This window comes from Pantoea sp. AN62 (assembly GCF_050432985.1).
Taxonomy (GTDB): domain Bacteria; phylum Pseudomonadota; class Gammaproteobacteria; order Enterobacterales; family Enterobacteriaceae; genus Pantoea; species Pantoea brenneri.
Genome location: NZ_JBNPYB010000005.1, coordinates 216,388 through 239,844 on the forward strand (window position 1 = coordinate 216,388; position 23,457 = coordinate 239,844).

21 protein-coding genes are annotated in these 23,457 nt (G+C 59.0%); 8 read left to right on the forward strand and 13 right to left on the reverse strand.

Going from position 1 to position 23,457, the window contains the following annotated elements:
• Positions 1-252: 252 nt before the first annotated feature.
• A complete protein-coding gene (locus FHW04_RS08085) occupies positions 253-1,266 on the forward strand; it encodes an acyltransferase family protein (RefSeq protein WP_046289199.1) in 1,014 nt (337 codons plus the stop codon).
• A 59-nt stretch (positions 1,267-1,325) separates the two neighbouring features.
• Here FHW04_RS08085 and panD read toward each other — a convergent pair whose 3' ends face one another.
• The 9 genes from panD to thpR all read right to left on the reverse strand — a co-directional run bounded on the left by panD (position 1,326) and on the right by thpR (position 8,393).
• The gene (gene panD, locus FHW04_RS08090; RefSeq protein WP_031375740.1) at positions 1,326-1,706 is read right to left on the reverse strand and encodes an aspartate 1-decarboxylase; all 381 of its coding nucleotides are present in this window, start codon (positions 1,704-1,706) and stop codon (positions 1,326-1,328) included.
• A gap of 51 nt (positions 1,707-1,757) precedes the next feature.
• Positions 1,758-2,612 (reverse strand): pantoate--beta-alanine ligase, encoded by an 855-nt coding sequence (gene panC, locus FHW04_RS08095; RefSeq protein WP_031375739.1) that lies wholly within the window; start codon positions 2,610-2,612, stop codon positions 1,758-1,760.
• Between the two features lie 15 nt (positions 2,613-2,627).
• The gene (gene panB / locus FHW04_RS08100) at positions 2,628-3,422 is read right to left on the reverse strand and encodes a 3-methyl-2-oxobutanoate hydroxymethyltransferase (protein WP_069728416.1); all 795 of its coding nucleotides are present in this window, start codon (positions 3,420-3,422) and stop codon (positions 2,628-2,630) included.
• An 83-nt stretch (positions 3,423-3,505) separates the two neighbouring features.
• Positions 3,506-3,991 (reverse strand): 2-amino-4-hydroxy-6-hydroxymethyldihydropteridine diphosphokinase, encoded by a 486-nt coding sequence (gene folK / locus FHW04_RS08105; protein WP_089561394.1) that lies wholly within the window; start codon positions 3,989-3,991, stop codon positions 3,506-3,508.
• Positions 3,988-5,406, reverse strand: coding sequence for a polynucleotide adenylyltransferase PcnB (pcnB, locus tag FHW04_RS08110; RefSeq protein ID WP_206108874.1), 1,419 nt, complete (start codon positions 5,404-5,406; stop codon positions 3,988-3,990). The genes folK and pcnB overlap by 4 nt, the downstream gene beginning before the upstream one ends.
• Positions 5,407-5,445: 39 nt before the next feature.
• Entirely contained in the window at positions 5,446-6,372 is a 927-nt protein-coding gene (gene gluQRS / locus FHW04_RS08115) for a tRNA glutamyl-Q(34) synthetase GluQRS (RefSeq protein WP_069728415.1), read from the reverse strand.
• A gap of 73 nt (positions 6,373-6,445) precedes the next feature.
• Positions 6,446-6,901, reverse strand: a complete 456-nt coding sequence (dksA, locus tag FHW04_RS08120; RefSeq protein ID WP_031375735.1) for an RNA polymerase-binding protein DksA — start codon at positions 6,899-6,901, stop codon at positions 6,446-6,448.
• Between the two features lie 248 nt (positions 6,902-7,149).
• The gene (sfsA, locus tag FHW04_RS08125) at positions 7,150-7,854 is read right to left on the reverse strand and encodes a DNA/RNA nuclease SfsA (protein ID WP_069728414.1); all 705 of its coding nucleotides are present in this window, start codon (positions 7,852-7,854) and stop codon (positions 7,150-7,152) included.
• A gap of 11 nt (positions 7,855-7,865) precedes the next feature.
• Complete coding sequence (thpR, locus tag FHW04_RS08130; RefSeq protein ID WP_046289201.1) at positions 7,866-8,393, reverse strand: RNA 2',3'-cyclic phosphodiesterase; 528 nt, start codon at positions 8,391-8,393, stop codon at positions 7,866-7,868.
• Positions 8,394-8,429: 36 nt separating this feature from the next.
• On the opposite strand from thpR, the gene hrpB reads away from it, so the two are divergent.
• The 6 genes from hrpB to fhuB all read left to right on the forward strand — a co-directional run bounded on the left by hrpB (position 8,430) and on the right by fhuB (position 19,664).
• Positions 8,430-10,913: an ATP-dependent helicase HrpB gene (hrpB, locus tag FHW04_RS08135; protein WP_179420076.1), complete on the forward strand. Its 2,484-nt coding sequence runs from the start codon at positions 8,430-8,432 to the stop codon at positions 10,911-10,913.
• Positions 10,914-11,011: 98 nt separating this feature from the next.
• On the forward strand, positions 11,012-13,543 hold the full coding sequence (mrcB, locus tag FHW04_RS08140; protein WP_069728412.1) for a bifunctional glycosyl transferase/transpeptidase: 2,532 nt from the start codon (positions 11,012-11,014) through the stop codon (positions 13,541-13,543).
• Between the two features lie 199 nt (positions 13,544-13,742).
• The gene (gene fhuA / locus FHW04_RS08145; protein WP_089561395.1) at positions 13,743-15,962 is read left to right on the forward strand and encodes a ferrichrome porin FhuA; all 2,220 of its coding nucleotides are present in this window, start codon (positions 13,743-13,745) and stop codon (positions 15,960-15,962) included.
• Positions 15,963-16,001: 39 nt separating this feature from the next.
• Positions 16,002-16,796: a Fe3+-hydroxamate ABC transporter ATP-binding protein FhuC gene (fhuC, locus tag FHW04_RS08150; protein WP_089561396.1), complete on the forward strand. Its 795-nt coding sequence runs from the start codon at positions 16,002-16,004 to the stop codon at positions 16,794-16,796.
• A 10-nt stretch (positions 16,797-16,806) separates the two neighbouring features.
• Complete coding sequence (fhuD, locus tag FHW04_RS08155; RefSeq protein WP_046289204.1) at positions 16,807-17,685, forward strand: Fe(3+)-hydroxamate ABC transporter substrate-binding protein FhuD; 879 nt, start codon at positions 16,807-16,809, stop codon at positions 17,683-17,685.
• Positions 17,685-19,664, forward strand: coding sequence for a Fe(3+)-hydroxamate ABC transporter permease FhuB (fhuB, locus tag FHW04_RS08160; protein WP_094106274.1), 1,980 nt, complete (start codon positions 17,685-17,687; stop codon positions 19,662-19,664). Before fhuD ends, fhuB begins: the two co-directional genes overlap by 1 nt.
• A 33-nt stretch (positions 19,665-19,697) precedes the next feature.
• On the opposite strand, the gene hemL is transcribed toward fhuB, so the two are convergent.
• Positions 19,698-20,978 (reverse strand): glutamate-1-semialdehyde 2,1-aminomutase, encoded by a 1,281-nt coding sequence (hemL, locus tag FHW04_RS08165; RefSeq protein ID WP_046289220.1) that lies wholly within the window; start codon positions 20,976-20,978, stop codon positions 19,698-19,700.
• Positions 20,979-21,182: 204 nt separating this feature from the next.
• Here hemL and erpA point away from each other — a divergent pair, with 204 nt between their 5' ends.
• Positions 21,183-21,530, forward strand: a complete 348-nt coding sequence (gene erpA, locus FHW04_RS08170; protein WP_031375266.1) for an iron-sulfur cluster insertion protein ErpA — start codon at positions 21,183-21,185, stop codon at positions 21,528-21,530.
• A 30-nt stretch (positions 21,531-21,560) separates the two neighbouring features.
• Here the strand turns inward: erpA and FHW04_RS08175 are convergent, their stop codons facing one another.
• The 3 genes from FHW04_RS08175 to mtnN all read right to left on the reverse strand — a co-directional run bounded on the left by FHW04_RS08175 (position 21,561) and on the right by mtnN (position 23,422).
• Positions 21,561-21,812: a hypothetical protein gene (locus tag FHW04_RS08175; RefSeq protein WP_031375267.1), complete on the reverse strand. Its 252-nt coding sequence runs from the start codon at positions 21,810-21,812 to the stop codon at positions 21,561-21,563.
• Positions 21,813-21,927: 115 nt separating this feature from the next.
• The gene (gene btuF / locus FHW04_RS08180) at positions 21,928-22,731 is read right to left on the reverse strand and encodes a vitamin B12 ABC transporter substrate-binding protein BtuF (RefSeq protein WP_069728408.1); all 804 of its coding nucleotides are present in this window, start codon (positions 22,729-22,731) and stop codon (positions 21,928-21,930) included.
• Entirely contained in the window at positions 22,724-23,422 is a 699-nt protein-coding gene (mtnN, locus tag FHW04_RS08185; protein WP_031375269.1) for a 5'-methylthioadenosine/S-adenosylhomocysteine nucleosidase, read from the reverse strand. The genes btuF and mtnN overlap by 8 nt, the downstream gene beginning before the upstream one ends.
• Positions 23,423-23,457 lie beyond the last annotated feature (35 nt).

Consider the following 23,457-nt stretch of genomic DNA (forward strand, 5'->3'; position numbering starts at 1 on the left):
GCAATAAAATAACCCTAAGTATTATCTGATAATAACCCCTGCTTCCTTTATATCGCGCTGATTTAACTCAGTTAAAAAATTTTTAGGAATTGGATGAATAGCTGGCTGTTGTTTAATTGAAGCCGAGTTAGCAAAATACCGTCAGATTAACGTTATTTCCTTGATCATGGATGGAAATGGGGGAATGTTGAGAGTTCAGTAAGAAAGATGGCCGGTAAATCAGGGCCAGTCTTAATTAAAAGGCAGGAAAAGATGAATCGTATTACGTGGATCGATAATCTGCGGGGATTGAGTATTCTCGCAATCATTTTTTTGCATAGCACTATCGCCGTGCATAATAATGCCGGACACTTTACCGCCTTCAGTAGCCTGTTAAATGAAATGCTTGCACCAGTTCGATTAGGACTGATGTTTTTCGTTTCAGGTTTATTTGTCGATGCGGGATTAAGAAAAGGCCTGGGTCCCTTTTTTAATAATAAGATCCGCAGCATCCTCTATCCTTTCGTGGTATGGGTGATTATTTATGGCGGGTTAAAGATCGTCTTTAGCTCAATGGCCAATACGCCGCAGTCACCGTTGAATATCATTCTGTCCCACCTGACGGGCGGGGGCGATATGACATGGTTCCTGCAGTCGCTGTTTATTTTCTTTGTGGTGATTATCTTTGCCCGTCACCTGCCGTTCCTGCTGGTGTTCGCGGTTTGTATGGGGCTGAGCTGGGGCCTTCCGGCGATCGATCCTGACAGCGTATTCGCCAGCTTCGATAACACCCACGTGAATAAGTCGTTCTACCTGTTCGTTTTCTTCTACCTCGGTGACTACGTGGTAAGAAAACAGGTCGATATTGCGGATAAAGTGCAGCATGGCCCGACGTTATTTATTTCACTGTTAAGCTTTGTGCTGCTCTCCTGCTTGAATATCTTTGTGCTGGAGACCAACTCGCCGGCTTTACTGTCGCCGCTGGCGCTGTTGTCGGTGCCGTTCTTTGTCTGGATTGCGCTGAAGCTGAAGTCGGATCTGGTTTACTACATCGGGGTCAACTCAATCGTCTTTTACCTGTCGCATTATCTGGCGATTCAGTTCTTCAGTAAGATTGTGAAATTTGAAAGCCCGTCAGCCTGGGTAAACGACCTGAAGTTTATCTCCGCTTTTCTGGTGGCGCTGGCGCTGCCGTGGACGCTGTGTCTGCTGAGAAAACGTGGCTGGTTCAACTTCCTGTTTACCATGAAAAAGCCGTCTAAATCGCTCGCCACTAAACCGGTGTAACGACCGTCAGGTCAGCAAAAAAAGGGCCGCCGATCGCTGATCGGCGGCCCTTTTTTCGATCAGGCAACCTGCACCGGCACCGCTTTCGCCAGCCGCTTCATCTGGTTGTCGCCCTCAAAGTAGGCCACTTTAGGCTGCCACTGGCGCGCTTCCGCATCCTCGACCTGCACGTAGGAACAGATGATCAGAATGTCGCCTTCACAGGCGCAGCGCGCCGCCGCCCCGTTGACCGAAATGATTTTGGAGCCACGTTCAGCGGCGATGGCGTAGGTCGAAAAGCGCTGGCCGTTGGTGACGTTGTAAATATCAATCGCTTCATATTGCAGAATGCCGGACGCATCAAGGAAGTCCTGATCGATAGCACAGGAGCCTTCATAGTTGAGGTCCGCCTGCGTAACTTTCACGCGGTGCAACTTGCCTTGTAATACAGTGCGAATCATAGCCAGAAACCTTGTCAGACGAGAAATAAAATGACCTTCAGCGGATGCAGCTTACTGCGTCAGGTCGACAGTTTGATTATCGATTAAACGGGCATTACCCAGCCAGGCCGCCATCAGTACCACGGCGCGCTGGCTGTCAACCGTCAGCGGTTGCAGGGTTTCCGCATCGCAGATGGCCAGGCCATCCGGGCGTAATCCCCGCTCCAGCAGCGTCTGATTGGCCGCTTCGATGATCTCTTCAATGTGGCGCTCGCCGTTAGCCAGCCGCGCCGCCATCTGATTCATTACCTGACTCAGCGCAGGCGCCAGCTTACGCTCGTCAGCGGTTAAGTAGCCATTACGCGAACTCAGCGCCAGGCCATCTTTGGCGCGCACCGTAGGCACGCCGACAATCTCAATGTCAAAGCCCATGTCAGCCACCATCTTGCGAATGATAGCCAACTGCTGGAAATCCTTTTCACCGAAACAGGCAATGTCCGGCTGAACCAGGTTAAACAGCTTGCTGACAATGGTTGCCACGCCGCGAAAATGACCGGGGCGGGTTTCCCCTTCCAGCAGCGAAGAGAGCACCGGCACTTCAACAAAGGTCTGATTCTTCAGGCCGTGCGGATAGACTTCAGCCGGTGACGGGGCGAACACCACATCAACCTGATGGCGGTTCAGTTTCTCGCAATCCTGCTGCAGGGTACGCGGATAGCGCGCCAGATCGTCAGCGCGATCAAACTGCATCGGGTTGACGAAGACGGAGACGATTACGATGTCGCCGCGCGAACGTGCTTCATCGACCAGCGTTAAATGTCCTTCGTGCAGATTGCCCATGGTGGGCACCAGCGCGATGCGCTTACCTTGTTGCCGCCAGCGACGCACTTCACGGCGCAGCATCGGCAGCGTTTCAATGATCAACACGGTTACTCTCCTGAATTACTGGAAGCTGTGCTCTGCCGCCGGGTAGGTTCCGGCTTCGACTTCGGCGATATAGTGGCGAATCGCGGCGCGGATATCGCCGGTCGCGGCGAGGAAGTTTTTAGCAAATTTGGGGATATGCCCGCCGGTCACGCCCAGCGCATCGTGCATTACCAGAATCTGCCCATCGGTTACGTTGCCGGCCCCAATGCCGATCACCGGAATGGAGAGGGCAGCGGTTACGCGCTGAGCCAGCGCAACCGGTACACACTCCAGCACCATCAGCTGTGCACCCGCCGCTTCCAGCGCCAGCGCATCGGTCATCAGCTGCTCTGCGCCTGCCTCATCCCGGCCCTGAACCTTGTAGCCGCCAAAGATATTGACCGACTGTGGCGTCAGACCAAGGTGCCCGCAGACCGGTACCGCACGCTCGGTCAGCATCCGTACCGTCTCTGCCAGCCAGCTTCCGCCTTCCAGCTTCACCATGTTGGCACCGGCACGCATCAGCTGTGCGGCATTGTCGAAGGTTTGTTGTGGTGTGGCATAACTCATGAATGGCAGATCGGCCAGCAGCAGCGCCTGTGGCGCGCCGCGCCGGACGGCGGCAGTATGGTAGGCGATATCGCTGACCGTGACCGGCAGGGTGGAATCGTGGCCCTGCACCGTCATGCCGAGGGAATCACCAACCAGCATCACCTGAATGCCTTCGTTGGCAAACAGGCGGGCAAAACTGAAATCATAGGCGGTCAGCGTGGCGAATTTTTTGCCGTCGGCTTTCCACTGACGCAGATGGGACATTGTGGTGGGTTTCATGGCGCTCTCAACTCAGAAATTCTGATGGGCGCAGTTTACTGGATAGCGTTAAAGAGCGGAATCGAAGATGTGTGATTGTGTGCTCAGGCGTGCCAGAGACGGATAGCGCTGCTATCCAGCGTGGCAAGCACGGCGCTGAGCGCCCGGCCATCCGGCAGCGTGGCGTCGGGTGCGATTGCCAGCAGCGGCACCAGCATAAAGGCGCGGTTCAGCAGGTCATAGTGCGGCACAATCAGGCGATCGCTGTTAATCACCGCGTCGCTAAACAGCATCACGTCGATATCCAGCGTGCGTGGACCCCAGCGCTCTGCCTTGCGCACCCGGCCATGCTCCCGCTCAATCCGCTGGGTATGATCCAGCAACGCCTCCGCGCTCAGCCCGGTCTCCAGCGCCACGGCGGCGTTAAGAAAGTCAGGCTGATCGGGTGGGCCGTAGGGCGGCGTACGATAGAACGGCGAGGTGGCGATGCGTTGCGTCTCTGGCAACGCATCCAGTGCGCTCAGCGCTGCATCAACCTGATGCAGCGGATCGGCCAGATTACTGCCTAACGCGAGGTAAACCCGGGTCATGAGGCGTTTTGATTATCGCGACGCGGTGCCGAAGGACGACGGCGTGGACGGCGTGATTTATGCCGCGGTGCCGGATCGTCGCCAAGGTTGTTGAGCATGGTTTTCTGGTGTGGCGGTGCCGCCACCTGGAATTCACCCCACCACTGGCTCAGGCGCAGCAGTTCCGGGTTATTCTCCACTTCAGCGCGCAACGCCAGCAGGTCATACGCGGCGCGGAACTTAGGATGCTCCATCAGTTTCCAGGCACGTTTACCGTGGCGACGCGACATGCGTAACTGAAGCTGCCAGATATCCCGGATCAGCGACGTGATACGTTTCGGGATCGCCAGCGCACGACAGGCTTCATCCAGCGTATCGTTCATCGCCATCGCAAAGGCTTCAAAATAGGTCAGGCCGCTTTCCTGCGCAATGCGTTCGGCCGCTTCAAGCTGCGGATACCAGAACATCGCCGCAAACAGGAAGGCCGGATTGACGCGCATGTCGTTGTGGATGCGGTTATCGGTGTTTTTCAGCACCTGAGCCAGCATCTTCTCCATCAGGCTGTCGCTCTGCTCGGTGAAGTTGCGCGCCAGCGTCGGGAACAACGGCTGGAACAGCTGGTATTCACACAGCTTGAGATAGGTGCTGTAACCGTAGCCAGCCTGCAGCAGCTTAAGCGACTCTTCGAACAGGCGCGCGGGCGGAATATCACGCAGCAGCGAGGCCAGACGCGGGATCGGCTCAGCCGTTTCCGGCGCAATGCTCATGTTGAGTTTGGCGGCAAAGCGCGCAACGCGCAGCATCCGCACCGGATCTTCGCGATAGCGGGTTTCCGGATCGCCAATCAGACGAATGATGCCCTGTTGCAGATCCTGCAGACCGCCAACATAGTCACGGACGCTGAAATCGGCGACGCTGTAGTAGAGGCTGTTGATGGTGAGATCGCGGCGCTGGGCATCATCTTCGATGGTGCCGAAAATGTTGTCGCGCAGCAGCATGCCGCTCTGGGCGCGCTGCGAGCTGTTGCGATCGTCTTCGCTCTCTTCCACCTGGTGGTGACCACGGAAGGTAGCAACTTCAATCACTTCCGGACCAAACATCACGTGCGCCAGACGAAAACGGCGGCCAACCAGGCGACAGTTGCGGAACAGCTTGCGCATCTGCTCTGGCGTGGCGTTGGTGGTGACATCGAAATCCTTGGGTTTTTGCCCCAGCAGCAAATCGCGCACGCCACCGCCTACCAGATAGGCTTCATAACCGGCTTTATTCAGGCGATAGAGCACTTTGAGGGCATTTTCGCTGATGTCTTTGCGTGAGATGGTGTGGCTTTCACGAGGAATGATGGTCATATGACTCTCTGGTTCAACCTCTGCAGGGGCTTCCTCTTCATCACGCTTCAGGACTTTCCGGCAAAAATTAGCTACTCGGGTAAAAATGGGACACCTCGACAGTGGCGTAAAAGGGTGTAGGTAAAATCAGCGGCTAATCATAGCCTGTTGAGAACCATTTGAGAATGCTGTTGTCTCTGCATCCGGTTTCAGGGCGTTGTCCTGGGGCATCAAAGCGATATTCCACTGCGACACCGCGTCAGACAGCAGTTTGTCCTGCGTTAAGTCCTGCCAGCCGCTGGAAACCGGCTGTCCGAGGAAGCGTAACGCCGCGACTAACAGCGGCCGGGCATCGCCATCCGGCAGTGACGGCGCATGATTCTGCTTCGACAACTTATTGCCGTCGTGATTCAGCGCCAGCGGTAAATGCAGATAGTCAGGGACCGGCCAGCCAAACTGCTGATAAAGCGCAATCTGCCGCACTGTCGGCTCAATCAAATCCGCCCCGCGAACGACTTCGGTGACGCCCTGAAAATGATCGTCGACCACCACCGCCAGGTTGTAGGCAAACAGGCCATCGCGACGGTGAATGATAAAATCTTCCTGCGCCAGTCGCGGGTCCGCCTGCACGTGGCCGCGCAACCGATCGTCAAACGCCAGGACCGGGTTATGCTGCCGCAAACGCAGGGCGGCATTCTCCGGCCCGCGCTGCCGATCGCGGCAGTAGCCATCATAGAAACCGCCGATCTGCTGAATGCGACGACGGGTACAGGTACAGAAATAACTCTGACGATGCTGCTGAAGCCAGGCCAGCGCGTCGCGGTAAGCCTGATGGCGCTGTGACTGCCACAATACCTCGCCATCCCAGGTTAACCCGTAATGTTCCAGCTGATGCAGAATACGCGAGGCTGCGCCCGGCACTTCACGTGGCGGATCGATATCTTCAATCCGTACCCGCCAGATACCCTGCTGAGCACGTGCGCTCAGGTAGCTGCCTAACGCAGCAATCAACGAGCCGAAATGAAGTTCACCAGACGGAGAGGGGGCGAAGCGGCCAATGCAGGAGGCGGTCATAGGCGTTAAACGTGACCACGCAGCGGAAAAACCGGTTGGTGTTCCACTGCGTGGCAACGTGCTGGACGCGGCATTAGCCGGCCATTTGTTTCTCACGAATTTCTGCTAACGTCTTACAGTCGATGCAGAGATCGGCCGTTGGACGCGCTTCGAGACGGCGGATACCGATCTCAACGCCACAGGAATCGCAATAGCCAAAGTCGTCATCTTCGACTTTCTTCAGCGTCTTCTCGATCTTTTTGATCAGTTTACGTTCGCGATCGCGGTTACGCAGCTCCAGGCTGAACTCCTCTTCCTGCGCGGCACGGTCAACCGGGTCCGGGAAGTTGGCAGCTTCATCCTGCATATGCGATACGGTACGATCGACTTCGTCCCGCAATTGATTACGCCAGGCTTCCAGAATCTTGCGAAAATGGGTCAGCTGCGCGTCGTTCATATACTCTTCGCCCGGCTTCTCCTGATAAGGCTCCACCCCAGCGATGGCGAGAATACTCAGGGACGATGTTTTACGGTTTTGCCCTTCTTGCATGTTGTTTCTCCTGGATAACACGCACTATACCCTTCGACTTTCGTCTTGCAGGTGCGTTGCTGCTAGCCTGCTGTTTGACATCTACGGGGTACATCGATCCCCCATTGGGGAAAAAAACAGGCCGCTATAAATAACAGAAGCAGTCAAGGTTGGCAATTATTCGTGAACACACCTTGACAAGCCTGTGAGGAACAGCGTAATCGGGCCTTAGCATAGAACATTCTTATCACATAAAATTGCAAAAGATATTACAAGCTTACGTTAAGCGGCGTTTTAAGAAACATGCCCGCTGCGGATAAGTCCGCCTGATACGCTAAAACCTCCACGCCTTCCCGCTGCGCCTGGACCAGTTGCTCTGCGTAAGCCACGTCAATGTGACGCGCCGGGGAAACGTCCTCAATCCCCGAGTGCAGAACGGCAAACAACAAAACGGCCCGATGACCTTCTGCCGCGACCATAGCCAGCTCGCGCAGATGTTTCTGTCCCCGAACCGTCACCGCATCCGGAAAATAACCTTTTCCTTCATGTAAAAGGGTTACGGATTTCACCTCAATATAGCAGTTGCGTCGGTCCTGCGCCTTGAGCAGAAAATCAATTCTGCTTTTTTCACTGCCATATCTCACTTCTGCCTGTCGCTGCTGATAACCGGCCAGTTCGGGCAGGCGTTGCTGATCGAGCGCTTCAGCCACCAGCTGATTAGCGCGCAGGGTATTGACGCAGATCCAGTGGCCCTGTTGTGTCTCGGTCAGCTCCCAGCTGTGCGGGTATTTTCGCGTCAGGTTGTCTGAGGTGGAGTACCAGATCCGATCGCCTGGCGTGGCGCAGCCGGTCATGGCACCGGTATTGGCGCAGTGAATCGTCAGGATCTCGCCGGAGGGGGTTTCGACATCGGCTAGAAAACGCTTGTAACGGGCGATCAAGCGAGCGGGTTTGAGGGGCGGAGAAAAATCCATAAGCGTCCTGATTAAGGCTGTAACGGCCAGCTGGCCAGCGCACGATAGCGGGTCCGGCCCTGAGCGAAGTCAGAGGCGAACAGGGAAAACTGCGCGACGCGAAAGCGCCAGTGAAAGCCGCGTGGCGGCAGGGCGACCGGCTGCGTTGCCTGTCGCAATAGCGTGATGTGCGGATGAAACGGCTGCGGGCTCTGATGACAGCCGTGGCGGGCGGCCTGCGCTCGCAACAGGCTGGCCAGTTGCAACAGACCGCGCGGCGCGCGCTGGCAGCCGAGCCACACCACGCCGGGACGTGGCCAGTGACCGGCGTCATCCAGATCAAGATCAAACGCCGGCTGTACAATGCGCGACGCCAGGGTTTGCAGCCGCTGTGCGGTCTCTGGCGTCACCTCGCCAAGAAACGCCAGCGTCAGGTGCAGATTGGCGGCGGCTACCGGGCGGCCCGCCTCGGCGGAAAAGGTATCGGCCCGCCAGCGCACCAGCTGTTGCTGCATCGCGTCAGGCAGGCTGATGGCAAAAAATAAGCGTTGGGTCGACATGGCGCTCTCCGGCAAATATCACGGATGGATGCTACAATGCGCGCCATCTTAGCACAGGCAGAAGCGGAGTTTGCTGTGAGCGATTTACCGGTCAGCGCGGTGCTGCCTGACATCCTGGCGGCACTGAGCCGCGCCTCACAAATCCTGCTGGCGGCGCCGACCGGCGCGGGCAAATCAACCTGGCTGCCGCTGCAGCTATTGCAGCAGGCGGATCTGCCAGGCCGGATCATCATGCTGGAGCCGCGTCGGCTGGCGGCGCGCAACGTGGCGCAACGGCTGGCGGAGCAACTGGGTGAGCAGCCGGGGGGCACGGTCGGTTTCCGGATGCGCGGCGAAAGCTGTGTCGGGCCGCAGACCCGGCTGGAAGTGGTCACCGAAGGGATGCTGACGCGGATGCTACAGCACGATCCGATGCTGGACGGGGTTTCGCTGGTGATCCTTGATGAGTTCCACGAGCGCAGCCTGCAGGCCGATCTGGCGCTGGCGTTGCTGCTGGATGTCCAGCAGGGGCTGCGCGACGATCTGAAGATCATGCTGATGTCAGCCACGCTGGACAATGCGCGGCTGGCGGCGCTGTTGCCAGACGCGCCGCTGATCGTGTCGGAAGGGCGCAGCTATCCGGTTGAACGGCGCTACGCGTCACTGAACACAACCGTGCGTTTCGAGGAAGCCGTGGCGCGTGAAGTGGCGCAGCTGCTGCGCGATGAGTGGGGATCGTTACTGCTGTTTTTGCCCGGCGTGGCGGAGATCGAACGGGTCAGACGCGAGCTGGAATCACGCATTAGCGATGACGTCGATCTGACGCCGCTGTATGGCGCACTGCCGCTGGCGGCGCAGCGTCGGGCGATCCTTCCTGCGGCGCAAGGACGCCGGAAAGTGGTGCTCGCCACCAATATTGCCGAGACCAGCCTGACGATAGAAGGGATCCGGCTGGTGGTCGACAGTGCGCTGGAACGCAGCGCGCTGTTTGATGCCCGCAGCGGCGTGACCCGTCTGCAGACCCAGCGCAACAGCCAGGCCTCCATGACCCAGCGCGCCGGACGTGCCGGGCGTTTAATGCCGGGCATCTGTCTGCATCTGCTGCCACAGGAGCAGGCGTCTCGCGCGGCGGCACAGAGCGAGGCGGAGATCCTGCACAGTGATTTGTCATCGCTGTGGCTCGATTTGCTGCAGTGGGGCTGTACCCAGCCGCAACAGCTACAGTGGCTAGATCTGCCTCCGGCCAGACATCTGGCGGCGGCACAGCAGCAGTTAACCCGCCTTGGCGCGCTGGACAGTCATGGACTGCTCAACACGCTGGGACGGCGGATGGCAGCGCTGGGCTGCGATCCCCGGCTGGCGGCCATGCTGTGCGCCGCCGGTCAGGATGCCGATGCGGTCGCTACTGCCGCGCTGCTGGTGGCGATTCTGGAAGATCCCCCGCGCAGCGGCAGCGCCGATCTGCGCGATGCGCTGCACCGGCCGCAACCGCAGTGGCTGCGTCGGGCGCAGCAGTGGCAGCGACGGCTTAAGGTCAGCGGCGGCCGGGTGGACGACGACCGTTTTGCCGCCTTACTGGCGGTGGGCTTCGGTGATCGGCTGGCGCGCCGGCGTGACGAGAGCGGCCGCTATCAGCTGGCCAACGGCCTGGGTGCCATGCTGGATCAGCAGGATGGTCTGACGCGCAATGCGTGGCTGATCGCTCCGGCGTTGTTACAGGGCAGCACCACGCCGGATGCGCGGATGTTGCTGGCGTTGCCGGTCGACATTGAGGCGCTGTGTCAGCAGCAGCCTGCGCTGATTGAGCGGCGGACTGAAGTCGAATGGGATGAGGAGAAGGGCACCCTGCGCACCCTGCGACGTGAGCAGATTGGCGCGCTGGTGCTGAAAACCCAGCCGCTGGCCCGTCCGGAACCGGCGGTGCTGCAGGCGGCTATTCTGCGCTGGGTGGCGGAAAAGGGGCTGTCGGTGTTGGGCTGGACGCCTCAGGCGGAGCAGCTGCGCCTGCGCATCCAGTGTGCCGCACAATGGTTGCCGGAAGAGCCGTGGCCAGCGGTCGATGACGCCGCGCTGCTCGACAGCCTGCCACAATGGTTGCTGCCGCAGATGTCCGCCGTCCGCGATCTGAAAACGCTGCAATCGGTGGACCTCGTCAACGCGCTATTACATTTACTCACATGGTCACAACGCCAGCGGCTGGATAGTGCGCTGCCAACTCATTACACTGTGCCGACCGGAAGCCGGCTGCCAATCCGCTACCATGCGGACAAGCCCCCGGCACTGGCGGTGCGGATTCAGGAGATGTTTGGCGAAGCCACTAATCCCGCCGTCGCTGAAGGCCGGGTGCCGCTGGTGCTGGAGCTGTTATCGCCGGCGCAGCGCCCGTTACAGATTACCCGCGACCTGGCGGCATTCTGGCGCGGTGCATATCCGGAGGTCCGTAAAGAGATGAAAGGGCGCTATCCTAAACATCCCTGGCCAGACGATCCGGCCACCGCCTTGCCGACAAGGCGCACCAAAAAAATGTCCCCGCAAGGTTGAGGCCGCTGGATCGAATTCAGAGGGTTCTGCCATGCGGAACACCAGAAAGCAGTTAGAGTAGCGGCGCAGCCGTAAGCTATGCCTGGAGAATAAAAGCAATGTCTGGGAACGATCGCGAACCTATTGGGCGCAAAGGTAAACCGTTGCCGCCGCGCAGCAGTGCGCGCCGGGGACGCCGCAGGGATATCGAACAGGATATCGATCAGGATGATTTTAATGATGACGAGGAGGAAGCGCCGGTGCCACGTAAAGGTAAAGGTGGAAAACCGCCGCGCGGCAAACGCCGTTGGCTGGGATGGTTAATCAAGCTGTTCCTGGTGTTTGTTGTGGTGATGGCCGCATGGGGCGTCTACCTCGACTCGGAAATTCGCAGCCGGATTGACGGAAAAGTGTGGCAACTGCCCGCTACCGTCTATGGCCGTATGGTCAGCCTGGAACCGGGCATGGCCTACAACAAAAGTGAAATGGTGGCGCTGCTCGAGGGCACCCAGTACCGCGAGGTGTCACGTATCACCCGCCCTGGCGAGTTTTCGGTTAAAGGCAATACCATTGATTTGTTGCGTCGTCCGTTCGATTTCCCCGACAGTAAAGAGGGGCAGATCCACGCGCGCATGAGTTTCAGTAAGGATGAGCTGAGCGAGATTAAAAACCTCGAAACCGGCCGTGATTTTGGCTTTTTCCGCCTCGATCCGCGGTTGATTACCATGCTGCAGTCGCCAAATGGCGAACAGCGTCTGTTTGTACCGCGCGCCGGCTTCCCGGATCTGCTGGTCGATACGCTGATTGCCACCGAGGATCGCCACTTCTACGAACATGACGGCATCAGCCCCTATTCGATTGGTCGCGCTTTCCTCGCCAACATCACCGCCGGTAAAGCGGTGCAGGGCGGCAGTACCCTGACCCAGCAGCTGGTAAAAAACCTGTTCCTCACCAACGAGCGTTCGCTGTGGCGTAAAGCGCGTGAAGCCTATATGGCAGTGATCATGGATGCGCGCTACAGCAAAGATCGCATTCTGGAACTCTATCTGAACGAAGTTTATCTCGGTCAGGCCGGCAGCGATCAGATCCGCGGTTTCCCGCTGGCCAGCCTCTACTACTTTGGTCGCCCGGTTGATGAGCTGAGCCTCGATCAGCAGGCGATGCTGGTCGGCATGGTGAAAGGAGCCTCGCTCTATAACCCATGGCGTAACCCGAAACTGGCGCTGGAACGCCGCAACCTGGTGCTGCGCCTGTTGCAGCAGCAGAAAGTGATCGACCAGGAGCTGTATGACATGCTGTCGGCGCGTCCGCTGGGCGTACAGCCTAAAGGCGGAGTCATTACGCCGCAGCCAGCCTTTATGCAGATGGTGCGTAATGAGCTGCAGGCGAAGCTCGGTGACAAGGTGAAAGATCTCTCCGGCGTGAAGATTTTCACCACCCTCGATCCGGTCTCGCAGGATGCGGCAGAAAAAGCGGTAATCGACGGCATTCCGACGCTGAAAAAACAGCGTGGCCTGAAGGATCTGGAAACCGCGATGGTAGTCGTTGACCGCTTCAGCGGCGAAGTGCGCGCCATGGTCGGCGGTGCCGATCCGCAGTATGCCGGTTATAACCGTGCGCTGCAGGCGCGTCGTTCTATCGGTTCGCTGGCAAAACCGGCCACCTATCTGACCGCGCTGAGCCAGCCGAACAGCTATCGTCTTAACAGCTGGATTGCCGATGAGCCCATCGCGCTGAAACAGCCGAATGGCAGCGTCTGGAAACCGATGAACGACGATCGTCGCTTCAGCGGGAAAGTGATGCTGGTGGATGCGCTGACCAACTCGATGAACGTGCCTACGGTTAACCTGGGGATGACGCTGGGTCTGGATGCGGTTGTCGATACCTGGAACAAGCTGGGCGTGCCGAAAGAGCAGCTGCACCCGGTGCCAGCGATGCTGCTGGGGGCGTTAAACCTGACGCCGGTTGAAGTGGCGCAGGCGTTCCAGTCGATCGCCAGCGGTGGCAACCGCGCCTCGCTGTCGGCGGTGCGCTCGGTGATTGCTGAAGATGGCAGCGTGCTGTATCAGAGCTATCCGCAGGCGCAGCGCGTTGAGCCGGCTCAGGCCGCTTACCTGACGCTCTACACCATGCAGCAGGTGGCCGATCACGGTACCGCACGTGCGCTGGGCGCGCGATTCCCGAATGCACATCTGGCGGGGAAAACCGGTACCACCAACGATCTGGTCGACAGCTGGTTTGCCGGTATCGATGGCAAAGAAGTGGCGATCACCTGGGTTGGACGGGATAACAACCAGCCGACCAAACTGTACGGCGCCAGCGGGGCGATGCAGCTCTATCGTCGTTACCTCGACAACCAGGCGCCTATGCCGTTGCAGCTGACGCCACCGGAAGATGTGTCGCTGATGAATATCGACTCGGCCGGTAACTTTGTCTGCGGCACCGGCAGCAGCACCTGGCGTTCGCTGCCAGTGTGGGCGCTGGACCCGAATGCGCTGTGTCAGCAACAGCAACAACAGGTTCAGCAGCAGCAACAGCTGTTTGATCAACAGCAACAGCAGCAACAGCAGCAGCAACCTTCCCAGCAACCGCAGGAGCAGAAAGAGAGCGACGGCGTAGCGGGATGGATAAAAGATATGTTTGGTAAATAATTTTACAGACTGGTTAAAAAGGGCGCTTCGGCGCCCTTTTTTTGTGCCTGATCAATACCGGTTAATCGCGCTGCAAACGGCGTCACGCCTGGGATTTATCCTTGCAGTCGCGACATCGTTTCGCATATTATTCGACCGTTATAATAATCATTATCGTTTCGATTCGCCTGCACATCCTTCATAGCTAAGAGACACCTTTATGAATGCGCGAACGACTTCAGTTTGTTGTACTAAGAAACACTTTTACCGCCAGCCTTTGGCAATAATGATTGCGCTGGCGCTGACCAGCCTGAGCAGCAACCTGTTCGCGGAAGAGACCCTGGTGGTGTCAGCAGACGGCGGCGCTGGCGTGGCGGGCGAAAGCGCATGGGGACCTGCGCCGACCATTGCGGCGAAACAGAGTGCCACCGGCACCAAAACCGATACGCCGATTGAAAAAAATCCGCAGTCGGTTTCCGTAGTGACGCGTGAAGAGATGGAGATGCGTAACGTCACCAGCGTCAAAGGGGCGTTTAACTATACGCCTGGCGTGCTGACCGGGAACCGCGGCAGCTCTGACGTGATTGATGCGCTGTCGATTCGCGGCTTTAGCGAAACCAATACCAACCAGTATCTGGATGGCCTGAAACTGCAGGGCGATAACTACTCTGAGTTCGCTATCGATCCTTACTTCCTGGAGCGCGCGGAGCTGCTGCGCGGGCCGGTCTCGGTGCTATACGGCAAGAGCAACCCTGGCGGGGTCGTCGCGCTGGTCAGCAAGCGGCCGGTGCAGGAAACGCTGCGTGAAGTTCAGTTTCAGATGGGTAACGATAACCTGTTCTCGACCGGCTTTGACTTTGGTGGCGCGCTGGATGATGACGGCGTCTACAGCTACCGTCTGACCGGCCAGGCGCGCAGTCAGGATGCGCAGCAGGCGATGAACAAAGAGAAGCGTTACACCCTCGCCCCGGCATTCAGCTGGCGTCCGGATGATCGCACCCGCGTTGATCTGCTGACCTATTTCCAGAACGAGCCTGAAACCGGCTATTACGGCTGGCTGCCGCGTCAGGGCACGGTAGTGCCGATTACCCGTGCCGACGGCAGCGAGTACAAGCTGCCGACCAATTTTGATGAAGGCGAACAGAGCAATAAGATTTCGCGTAACACCAAAATGGTCGGCTATAACGCCGAGCACAGCTTTAACGATACCTGGACGGTGCGCCAGAACCTGCGCTATGCCGACCTGCGTACCGATTACCGCAGTATTTATGGCAACGGTTTCCTGCCGGAAACCCAGCAAATCACGCGCGGTTCGGCGGTCTCTGAAGAGAAGCTCAATCAGTTTGCGGTCGATACCCAGGCGCAGGCGAAATTCGCCACCGGCCAGCTCGATCATACGCTGTTGCTGGGGGTGGACTTCCAGCGGACCCGTAACGATATTGATGCCCAGTTTGGTATGGCTTCCAGTCTGAATGCGGTCAATCCGCAATATGGCAACGACAGCGTGACCCCCTATGACCAGCCTTATCAACATCTGGATAAGCAGCGTCAGACCGGTTTATATCTGCAGGATCAGATGGAGTGGGATCGCTGGGTACTGACCCTTGGCGGCCGCTATGATTACGCCATGAACTCCGTCTACGATCGGGTGACGAAGAGTGTCGATCGGCAAAACGATCAGGCCTTCACCTGGCGCGGCGGCCTGAATTATGTGTTTGATAACGGCATCGCGCCTTACTTCAGCTACAGCGAAGCCTTTATTCCTAATGCCGGTTCAACGTTAAACGGCGAAGCCTTTGACCCGTCGCGGGCTAAGCAGTATGAAGCTGGCGTGAAATACGTACCGAAAGATCGTCCGGTCGTGCTCACCGCCGCGGTTTATCAGCTGACCAAAACCAAAAACCTGACCGCCGATCCTGACAACGTTCTCTTTAGCGTACAGGGTGGTGAAATCCGGTCGCGCGGTGTCGAACTGGAAGCCAAAGCGGCGCTCAACGCTAACGTCAACCTGACCGCGTCATACACCTACACTGATGCGGAATATACCGAAGACACGTTGCTGAAAGGCAAAACGCCGGTACAGGTACCGAAGCATATGGCCTCCTTGTGGAGTGATTACACCTTCCACGAAACCGCCCTGTCAGGGGTGACAATCGGCGCCGGAGTTCGTTACGTGGGGGAAAGCCAGGGGCTGTATGCTGAGACCCCAGCTAATAGCGCTGCTGGACTCTCGAACCAGAACTTTAAGGTTGCCGGTTACACCACGGTCGACGCCGCGCTGAAATATGATCTCGCTCGCTTCGGTTTGCCCGGTTCGTCAGTCGGCGTCAACGTCAACAACCTGTTTGACCGCGAGTATGTTGCCAGCTGCTATCGTGACTACGCCTGTTACTGGGGCGCGGAACGCCAGATTGTCGGCACCGCCACCTTCAGATTTTGATTTAGCCGGGCGCTGCGGCGCCCGTTCACAGGGATTACCATGTCGTATCCGCACGCAGAAGACGTGACCTTTGCCCTGGATAACGCCAGCTTCCAGGTGCCGGGCCGTACCCTCCTTCAACCGCTGTCGCTGACCTTTCCGCCAGGCAAGGTCACCGCGCTGATCGGCCATAACGGCTCAGGCAAATCGACGCTGCTGAAAATGCTGGGTCGGCATCATCGCGCCAGCGCCGGACAGGTGCTGCTCAACCAGCAGCCGGTTGATCGCTGGAACAGCAAGGCCTTTGCCCGTCAGGTCGCCTATCTGCCGCAACAGTTGCCCGCCGCGGAAGGGATGACGGTTCGCGAGCTGGTGGCGATTGGTCGTTACCCGTGGCACGGTGCGCTGGGGCGCTTTGGTCAGGAAGATCGCGATCGGGTGGATGACGCCATCGCACGGGTCGGACTGAAGGCGTTTGCCGGGCGTCTGGTCGACAGCCTGTCGGGCGGCGAGCGTCAGCGCGCCTGGCTGGCGATGATGGTGGCGCAGAATAGCCGCTGTCTGTTGCTGGATGAGCCGACTTCCGCGCTGGATATCGCCCATCAGGTTGAGGTGCTGGCGCTGATTCAGACGCTAAGCCGTGAGCGTGGGCTGACCGTCATCGCGGTGCTGCACGATATCAACATGGCGGCGCGCTACTGCGATCATCTGGTGGCGCTGCGTCAGGGTGCACTGATCGCCGAAGGCGGGCCAGAGACGATGATGCAGGCTGAGGTGCTCGGGACGATATATGGCATCCCGATGGGCATTTTACCGCACCCGCAGGGCGGTGCCCCGGTCAGTTTTGTCTACTAAGGATGGCTTCATGCCCGATCTGTTACGCCGTCGGCTGATGCTGGCACTGGCGGCTGCCCCGTTGCTCCGCAGCCTGCCGCTGCAGGCCGCCACGCCCGACCTGTCGCGCATTATTGCCCTGGAGTGGTTACCCACCGAACTGCTGCTGGCGCTTGGCGTTACGCCCTATGGGGTCGCGGATCTCCACAATTACAACATCTGGGTCGGTGAGCCGTCACTGCCCGCCGGTGTGGTTGACGTCGGCCTGCGCACCGAACCGAACCTTGAGCTGATGGCGCAGATGCAGCCTTCGCTGATCCTCTGCTCCAATGGCTACGGCCCTTCAAAAGAGAAACTGATGCGCATCGCGCCGATTATGGGGTTCGACCTCAACAGCGGTGATGGTAAACCGTTCAGCACCGCGCGCGCCTCGTTACGTCAGCTGGCTGCGCAGCTGGGGCTGAGCCGCAGGGCAGAGCAGCACCTGCGCGCGGTCGACAGCGAGCTGGCCGCAGCGCGTCAGCGTCTGGCACCTTACGCCGGGCGGACGCTGCTGCTGATGTCGCTGCTCGACAGCCGTCATGCTATCACCTTCGGTAAAAACAGCCTGTTTCTTGAAATCATGACCCTGCTGGGCCTGAAGAATGGCTGGCAGGGCGAAACTAACTTCTGGGGCAGTGCGGTGGTTGGGATCGAACAACTGGCCCCGCTGGGCGATGTGGATGTCATCTGCTTTGATCATGATAACGAGGCAGATATGCAGCAGCTGATGCGCAGCCCGCTGTGGCAGTCGCTGCCGTTTGTGCGTGCCGGACGCTTTCAGCGCGTACCGGCGGTCTGGTATTACGGTGCGACGCTGTCGGCACTGCACTTTGTTCGCGTGCTGGAACGCGCGCTGGAGACGCACTGATGCGCCATGCTCTGTTCCCTGCGGCGCTGCTCAGCCTGCTGTTTCTGCTGGCGCTTGGCCTGACGCTGGTTAACCTGCAGCAGGCGTTACCGCTGGCGCAGTGGTCACAGGCGCTGTGGTCGCCTGCCACCGATAACGTATCGCAGATGGTATTTCACTACAGCCTGCTGCCAAGGCTGGTGCTGGCACTGCAGGTGGGTGCCGGGCTGGGATTAGCCGGCTTGCTGTTTCAGCAGGTGCTGCGTAATCCGCTGGCCGAACCGACCACGCTGGGCGTCTCCTCTGGCGCACAGCTCGGCATCACCGTGGCGACCTTGTGGCAGTTGCCCGGCGGCGCGGTGACCCAGCAGTTTGCTGCCCTGATCGGGGCGGTGGTGGTTGGCGTGCTGGTGTTTGGCGTGGCGTGGCGCAAACGTCTGTCGCCGGTCACCCTGATTCTGGCTGGCCTGGTGCTGAGTCTCTACAGCGGCGCGGTGAACCAGATTTTCGCCATCTTCAATCACGACCAGTTGCAGAACATGTTCCTGTGGAGCACCGGTGCGCTGAATCAGATGAGCTGGGAAAACGTGCTGCAACTCTGGCCGCGTCTGCTGCTGGCGCTGTTACTGACGCTGGCACTGCTGCGTCCGCTGACGCTGATGGGGCTGGATGATGGCGTGGCAAAAAATCTGGGACTGGCGCTGTCGCTGGCGCGAATTGGCGGCCTGACCCTGGCGATCCTGCTCAGCGCACAGCTGGTTAATGCCGCCGGTATTATCGGCTTTATCGGGCTGTTTGCGCCGCTGCTGGCGAAGCTGCTGGGTGGCCGGCGGTTACTCAGCCGCATGCTGCTGGCACCGCTGATCGGCGCGCTACTGCTGTGGCTGGCGGATGGGTGCGTGCAGTGGCTAAGCGTTCACTGGCGCGAGATTCCGACCGGTACCGCCACCGCGCTGCTGGGGGTGCCAATTCTGCTGTGGCTGCTGCCGCGGCTGCGTACCGGTTCGGTGCCACCGGCGCTGGATCAGGGGGATAACGTTCCGGCCGAGCGCCAGCATCTGCTGCGCTGGGTGCTGACTGGCCTGCTGGCGCTGGCGCTGCTGGCGTGGGGCGGCCTGGCGTTTGGCCGCAATGCCCAGGGCTGGATCTGGTCTGCGGGCGATATGCTCCATCAGCTGCTGCCGTGGCGCGCGCCGCGGGTACTGGCCGCGCTGGTGACCGGCCTGATGCTGGGCGTAGCGGGCAGCCTGATCCAGCGGCTGACCGGCAATCCGATGGCCAGCCCGGAAGTGCTTGGCATCAGTTCCGGTGCCGCCTGTGGTGTGGTGGTGATGATGTTCCTGGTGCCCGGCGATGCGCTGATGTGGCTGCTGCCAGCCGGCGCAATCGGCGCGGCGCTGACCCTGATGGTGATTATGCTGGTGGCCAGCCGTGGCGGTTTTTCACCGGAGCGGATGCTGCTGGCGGGGATGGCGCTGAACAGCGCGTTTGTCACGCTGCTGATGCTGCTGCTGGCCAGTGGCGATCCGCGCATGGGCGGCCTGCTGAGCTGGATCTCCGGCTCAACCTACAATATCAGTGCCAGCCAGGCGATACAGAGCGCTGGCTGCGCGCTGCTGCTGGTGGCGCTGGCTCCGCTGGCCAGCCGCTGGCTGACGCTGCTGCCGCTCGGCAGTGCCACGGCACGCTCAGCTGGCATGGCGTTAACCCCGGCCCGCCTCAGCCTGCTGCTGTTGGCAGCCGCGCTGACGGCCAGCGCCACGCTGACCATCGGCCCGCTGAGTTTTGTCGGATTGATGGCACCACATATGGCACGGATGCTGGGCTTCCGTCGGGCATTACCGCAGTTGCTGCTGTCAGGCTTGCTTGGGGCGGGACTGATGGTGCTGGCGGACTGGTGCGGGCGGATGCTGGCGTTTCCGGATCAGATTCCGGCCGGGCTGATGGCGACCTTTCTCGGCGCGCCTTACTTCATCTGGCTGCTGCGACGTTCAGGCTAAAAAAGACCGGCCTCAGCCGGTCTTATACCCATTTTACAGCTTCGCGAAGCAACGACGTGCGGCGTCGATGGTGCGCTGAATATCTTCCTCGCTGTGGGCCAGCGACATAAAGCCAGCCTCAAAGGCCGACGGAGCAAAGTAGACGCCTTCTTCCAGCATCAGGTGGAAGAAAGTTTTGAAACGCTCAACATCACAGCGGGTCACGTCGGCGTAACAGGTCACGCTGTCAGCATCGGTGAAGAACAGGCCAAACATCCCGCCAACGTGGTTGACCACCAGCGGAATATTTTGCTGCTGCGCCGCATCACGCAGGCCAGTCGCCAGTTTGCGGGTCAGGGCATCCAGCGTCTGATGGGTGCCGGGCTGCGCTATCTGGGTCAGACAGGCATAACCGGCTGCCATGGCGATCGGGTTGCCCGACAGCGTGCCAGCCTGATAGACCGGACCGGTCGGAGCCAGCGCCGCCATCACCTCACGACGACCGCCAAACGCGCCAACCGGCATACCGCCACCGATGATCTTACCGAGGCAGGTCAGGTCAGGACGGACGTTGTAATACTCCTGCGCACCGCCCAGCGCCACGCGGAAGCCGGTCATCACTTCATCAATGATCAACAGCGCGCCAAACTCATCACACAGCGCCCGCAGGCCCGGCAGGAAGTCTGGCTGCGGCGGAATGCAGTTCATGTTGCCGGCCACCGGCTCAACGATGATCGCGGCGATAGCCTCCGGGTATTGTTCAAAGGCGGCGCGGACCGAATCGAGATCGTTGTAGGTGCAGGTCAGGGTATGCTTAGCGAAATCGGCCGGGACGCCTGGCGAATTGGGCTGGCCGAGGGTTAATGCGCCCGAACCCGCTTTGACCAGCAGATGATCGGCGTGACCGTGGTAGCAGCCTTCAAATTTGATAATTTTATCGCGGCCGGTAAAGCCACGCGCCAGACGAATGGCGCTCATGGTGGCTTCGGTACCGGAGTTGACCATGCGCACCATCTCCATGCTCGGCACCAGTTCGCACACCAGTTGCGCCATGGTGACTTCCATCTCCGTTGGTGCGCCAAAGCTCAGACCGCGCTCAGCGGCCTCAATCACCGCGTTGCGAATCCCGGCGTTATTGTGCCCCAGCACCATCGGGCCCCATGATCCGACATAATCAATGTAGGCTTTGCCATCGGCGTCATACAGGTAGGCACCGTTGGCGTGTTCGATAAACAGCGGAACGCCGCCCACACCGGTAAATGCGCGTACCGGCGAGTTTACGCCACCCGGAATCAGGCGTTGTGCCTCGGCAAACAGTTGTTCGGACTTACTCATTTTCGGCTCCAGCGGTTCATAAAAATATCGCGCCATTCTACGGAAGAGGCGCAGCAGACGAAAGCCGGTTTCACCAGCCGCTATACTTAACCTTAGTGAAAGCGGCACAGAGTGCGAAGGGCAGAGCTTGATTGCGCTGAGGTGCTGGCAGATAATAGCGGTATTAAGGTCGTTTTCTGACCTGGACGTTTAGCGGAGTAAAACATGAGTGATGATGTAGCAGCACTGCCGTTGCAGTTTACCGACGCAGCAGCCACCAAGGTGAAGAACCTGATTGCCGACGAAGAGAACCCGGCGCTGAAATTACGCGTTTATATCACCGGCGGGGGTTGCAGCGGCTTCCAGTACGGTTTTACTTTTGATGACCAGATGAATGACGGCGATATGACCATTGAGAAGCAGGGCGTCTCGCTGGTGGTCGATCCGATGAGCCTGCAGTATCTGGTGGGCGGCTCGGTGGACTACACCGAAGGGCTGGAAGGATCGCGTTTTATCGTCACTAACCCGAACGCGAAAACCACCTGCGGCTGTGGTTCTTCTTTCAGTATCTGATGACGCAGGCCGTCTTCCTGACGGCCTCGTTTACCACTCTATCGTTACCAGCTGATGGTTCCGTCTCTGATTCCCCTCTGATTGAATGACACTGCGTGTCACCCGCGGTTGCGCGCTTGCCTGTCTGCCGCAATCGATCTGCGGCACAGCCTGCGCATCAGGACTGTGAATTTCACAGCGTGAAAAGATGACAAGCCTGACGCCAATAGAGCCGGTGACCGATCCCGCCAGCGTGTACGCCGGGATCAGCAGCCCCATCGCCAGTAGCAGTGCTCTGGTCATGTAAAGTTCCTGGTGTTGTTCAAAAAGCGCTAAGCGCTAAAAAGGACGGCGAGCATACGTGGCGCGCGCGTCTCATATCTTGATTAACGGCAAAAAAGGCTGTTTCTTTAATCGATTAGTTGGATTTTTGTGCGGGATGCAGCGCAGCGCACAGCTGTTTTGCCGCCAGTAACAGGCGCGGGCCGGGACGGCTGAGCCAGTCATCATTAATCGCAATCACCGGCACGCTGAGCTGCGGTTGCCAGTAGGTCCGGACGTTGTCAGCCTGGTGGTCACTGCCGCCGATCACAATCGCCTGCGGATGCCGCATCAGTACCTGTTCACGGCTGACCTGCGGCCAGCTGACCCGGCTGTCGGCAAAGATATTCCTGCCGCCACACAGTTCAATGATCTCATTCTGTAAGGTCGATTTTGCGGCGGTAAACAGCGGCTGCTGACCAAACTGTAAAAACAGCGGCACCACCGGCAGGTGAGCGTAGCGCTGGCGCAGGGCGGCCTGCTGCTGACGCAACTGCTGCGCGGCCTTAACTGCCTGTTCAGGATGCGGACTCCACGGCGCCAGTTTTTCCAGTGTGGCAATCATCTGATCCAGCGTGACCGGATCGATCCATTCGATTTTCAACCCGAGCTGCTGCAGCTGGTCGATCTGTCGCTGCGGATTGCCGCCACGCCAGGCTAATACCAGATCCGGCTTCAGTTGCAGAATACGCTCGAGGTTAATCCCCTGCCAGTTGGCTACCTGCTCAATCGGTTTCGCCTGCGGCGGATAGTCGGACCAGGCGCTGACCGCAATCGGCGTAATGCCGGCGGCGAAGGCGAGTTCAGTCAGATGGGGCGCGAGGGTGATAACGCGCGGAGGGGAAGCCAGCAGGCTGCCGCTGATCAGCAGCAGCCAGCAGAACAGCAGAGTTTTAGCCACGCGCCAGACGCGCCAGCAGGTTCTCCACCATCAGCGACGACTGCTTAGCCGCGACGCTGAGGAACTCATCAAAGCTCAGATGCGAGGCCTGATCAGCGACGTCAGAAATGGCACGAACCACCACAAAAGGCACCTGGAACTGGTGGCAGACGTGACCGATAGCTGCGGCCTCCATTTCCACGGCAATAGCCTGTGGAAACTGCTGACGAATGCGCGCCAGCGGCTCGGCGCCGTTGATAAAGGCGTCTCCGCTCACCACCAGACCACGCACCGCATTCAGATCGAGCTGCTTAATGCAGGCTTCGGCTGCTGCAATCAAACCCCTGTCGGCAACAAAGGCTGCCGGGCAGCCTGCCATCTGACCCGGCTCATAGCCAAAAGCCGTGACGTCGGCATCGTGATAGCGCACTTCTTCTGATACCACGATATCGCCCACGCTCAGCGAAGCCGCTAAGCCGCCAGCCGAACCGGTGTTGATCACCACGTCTGGCTTACACAGTTGCAGCAGCAGGGTGGTACCCAGCGCGGCGGAGGTTTTGCCAATGCCCGATTTCAACAGCGCAACTTCAACGCCATTCAGGGTGCCGGTATAAATTTCACAGCCAGCCAGCGATAAAGTTTGACGGTTTTCGATTTTGTCGCGCAGCAGGGTAACTTCCTGCTCCATCGCACCAATAATGCCTGCTTTCATAGTGAGTCCCGCTAATGTAAAAAGTCATAATTTAA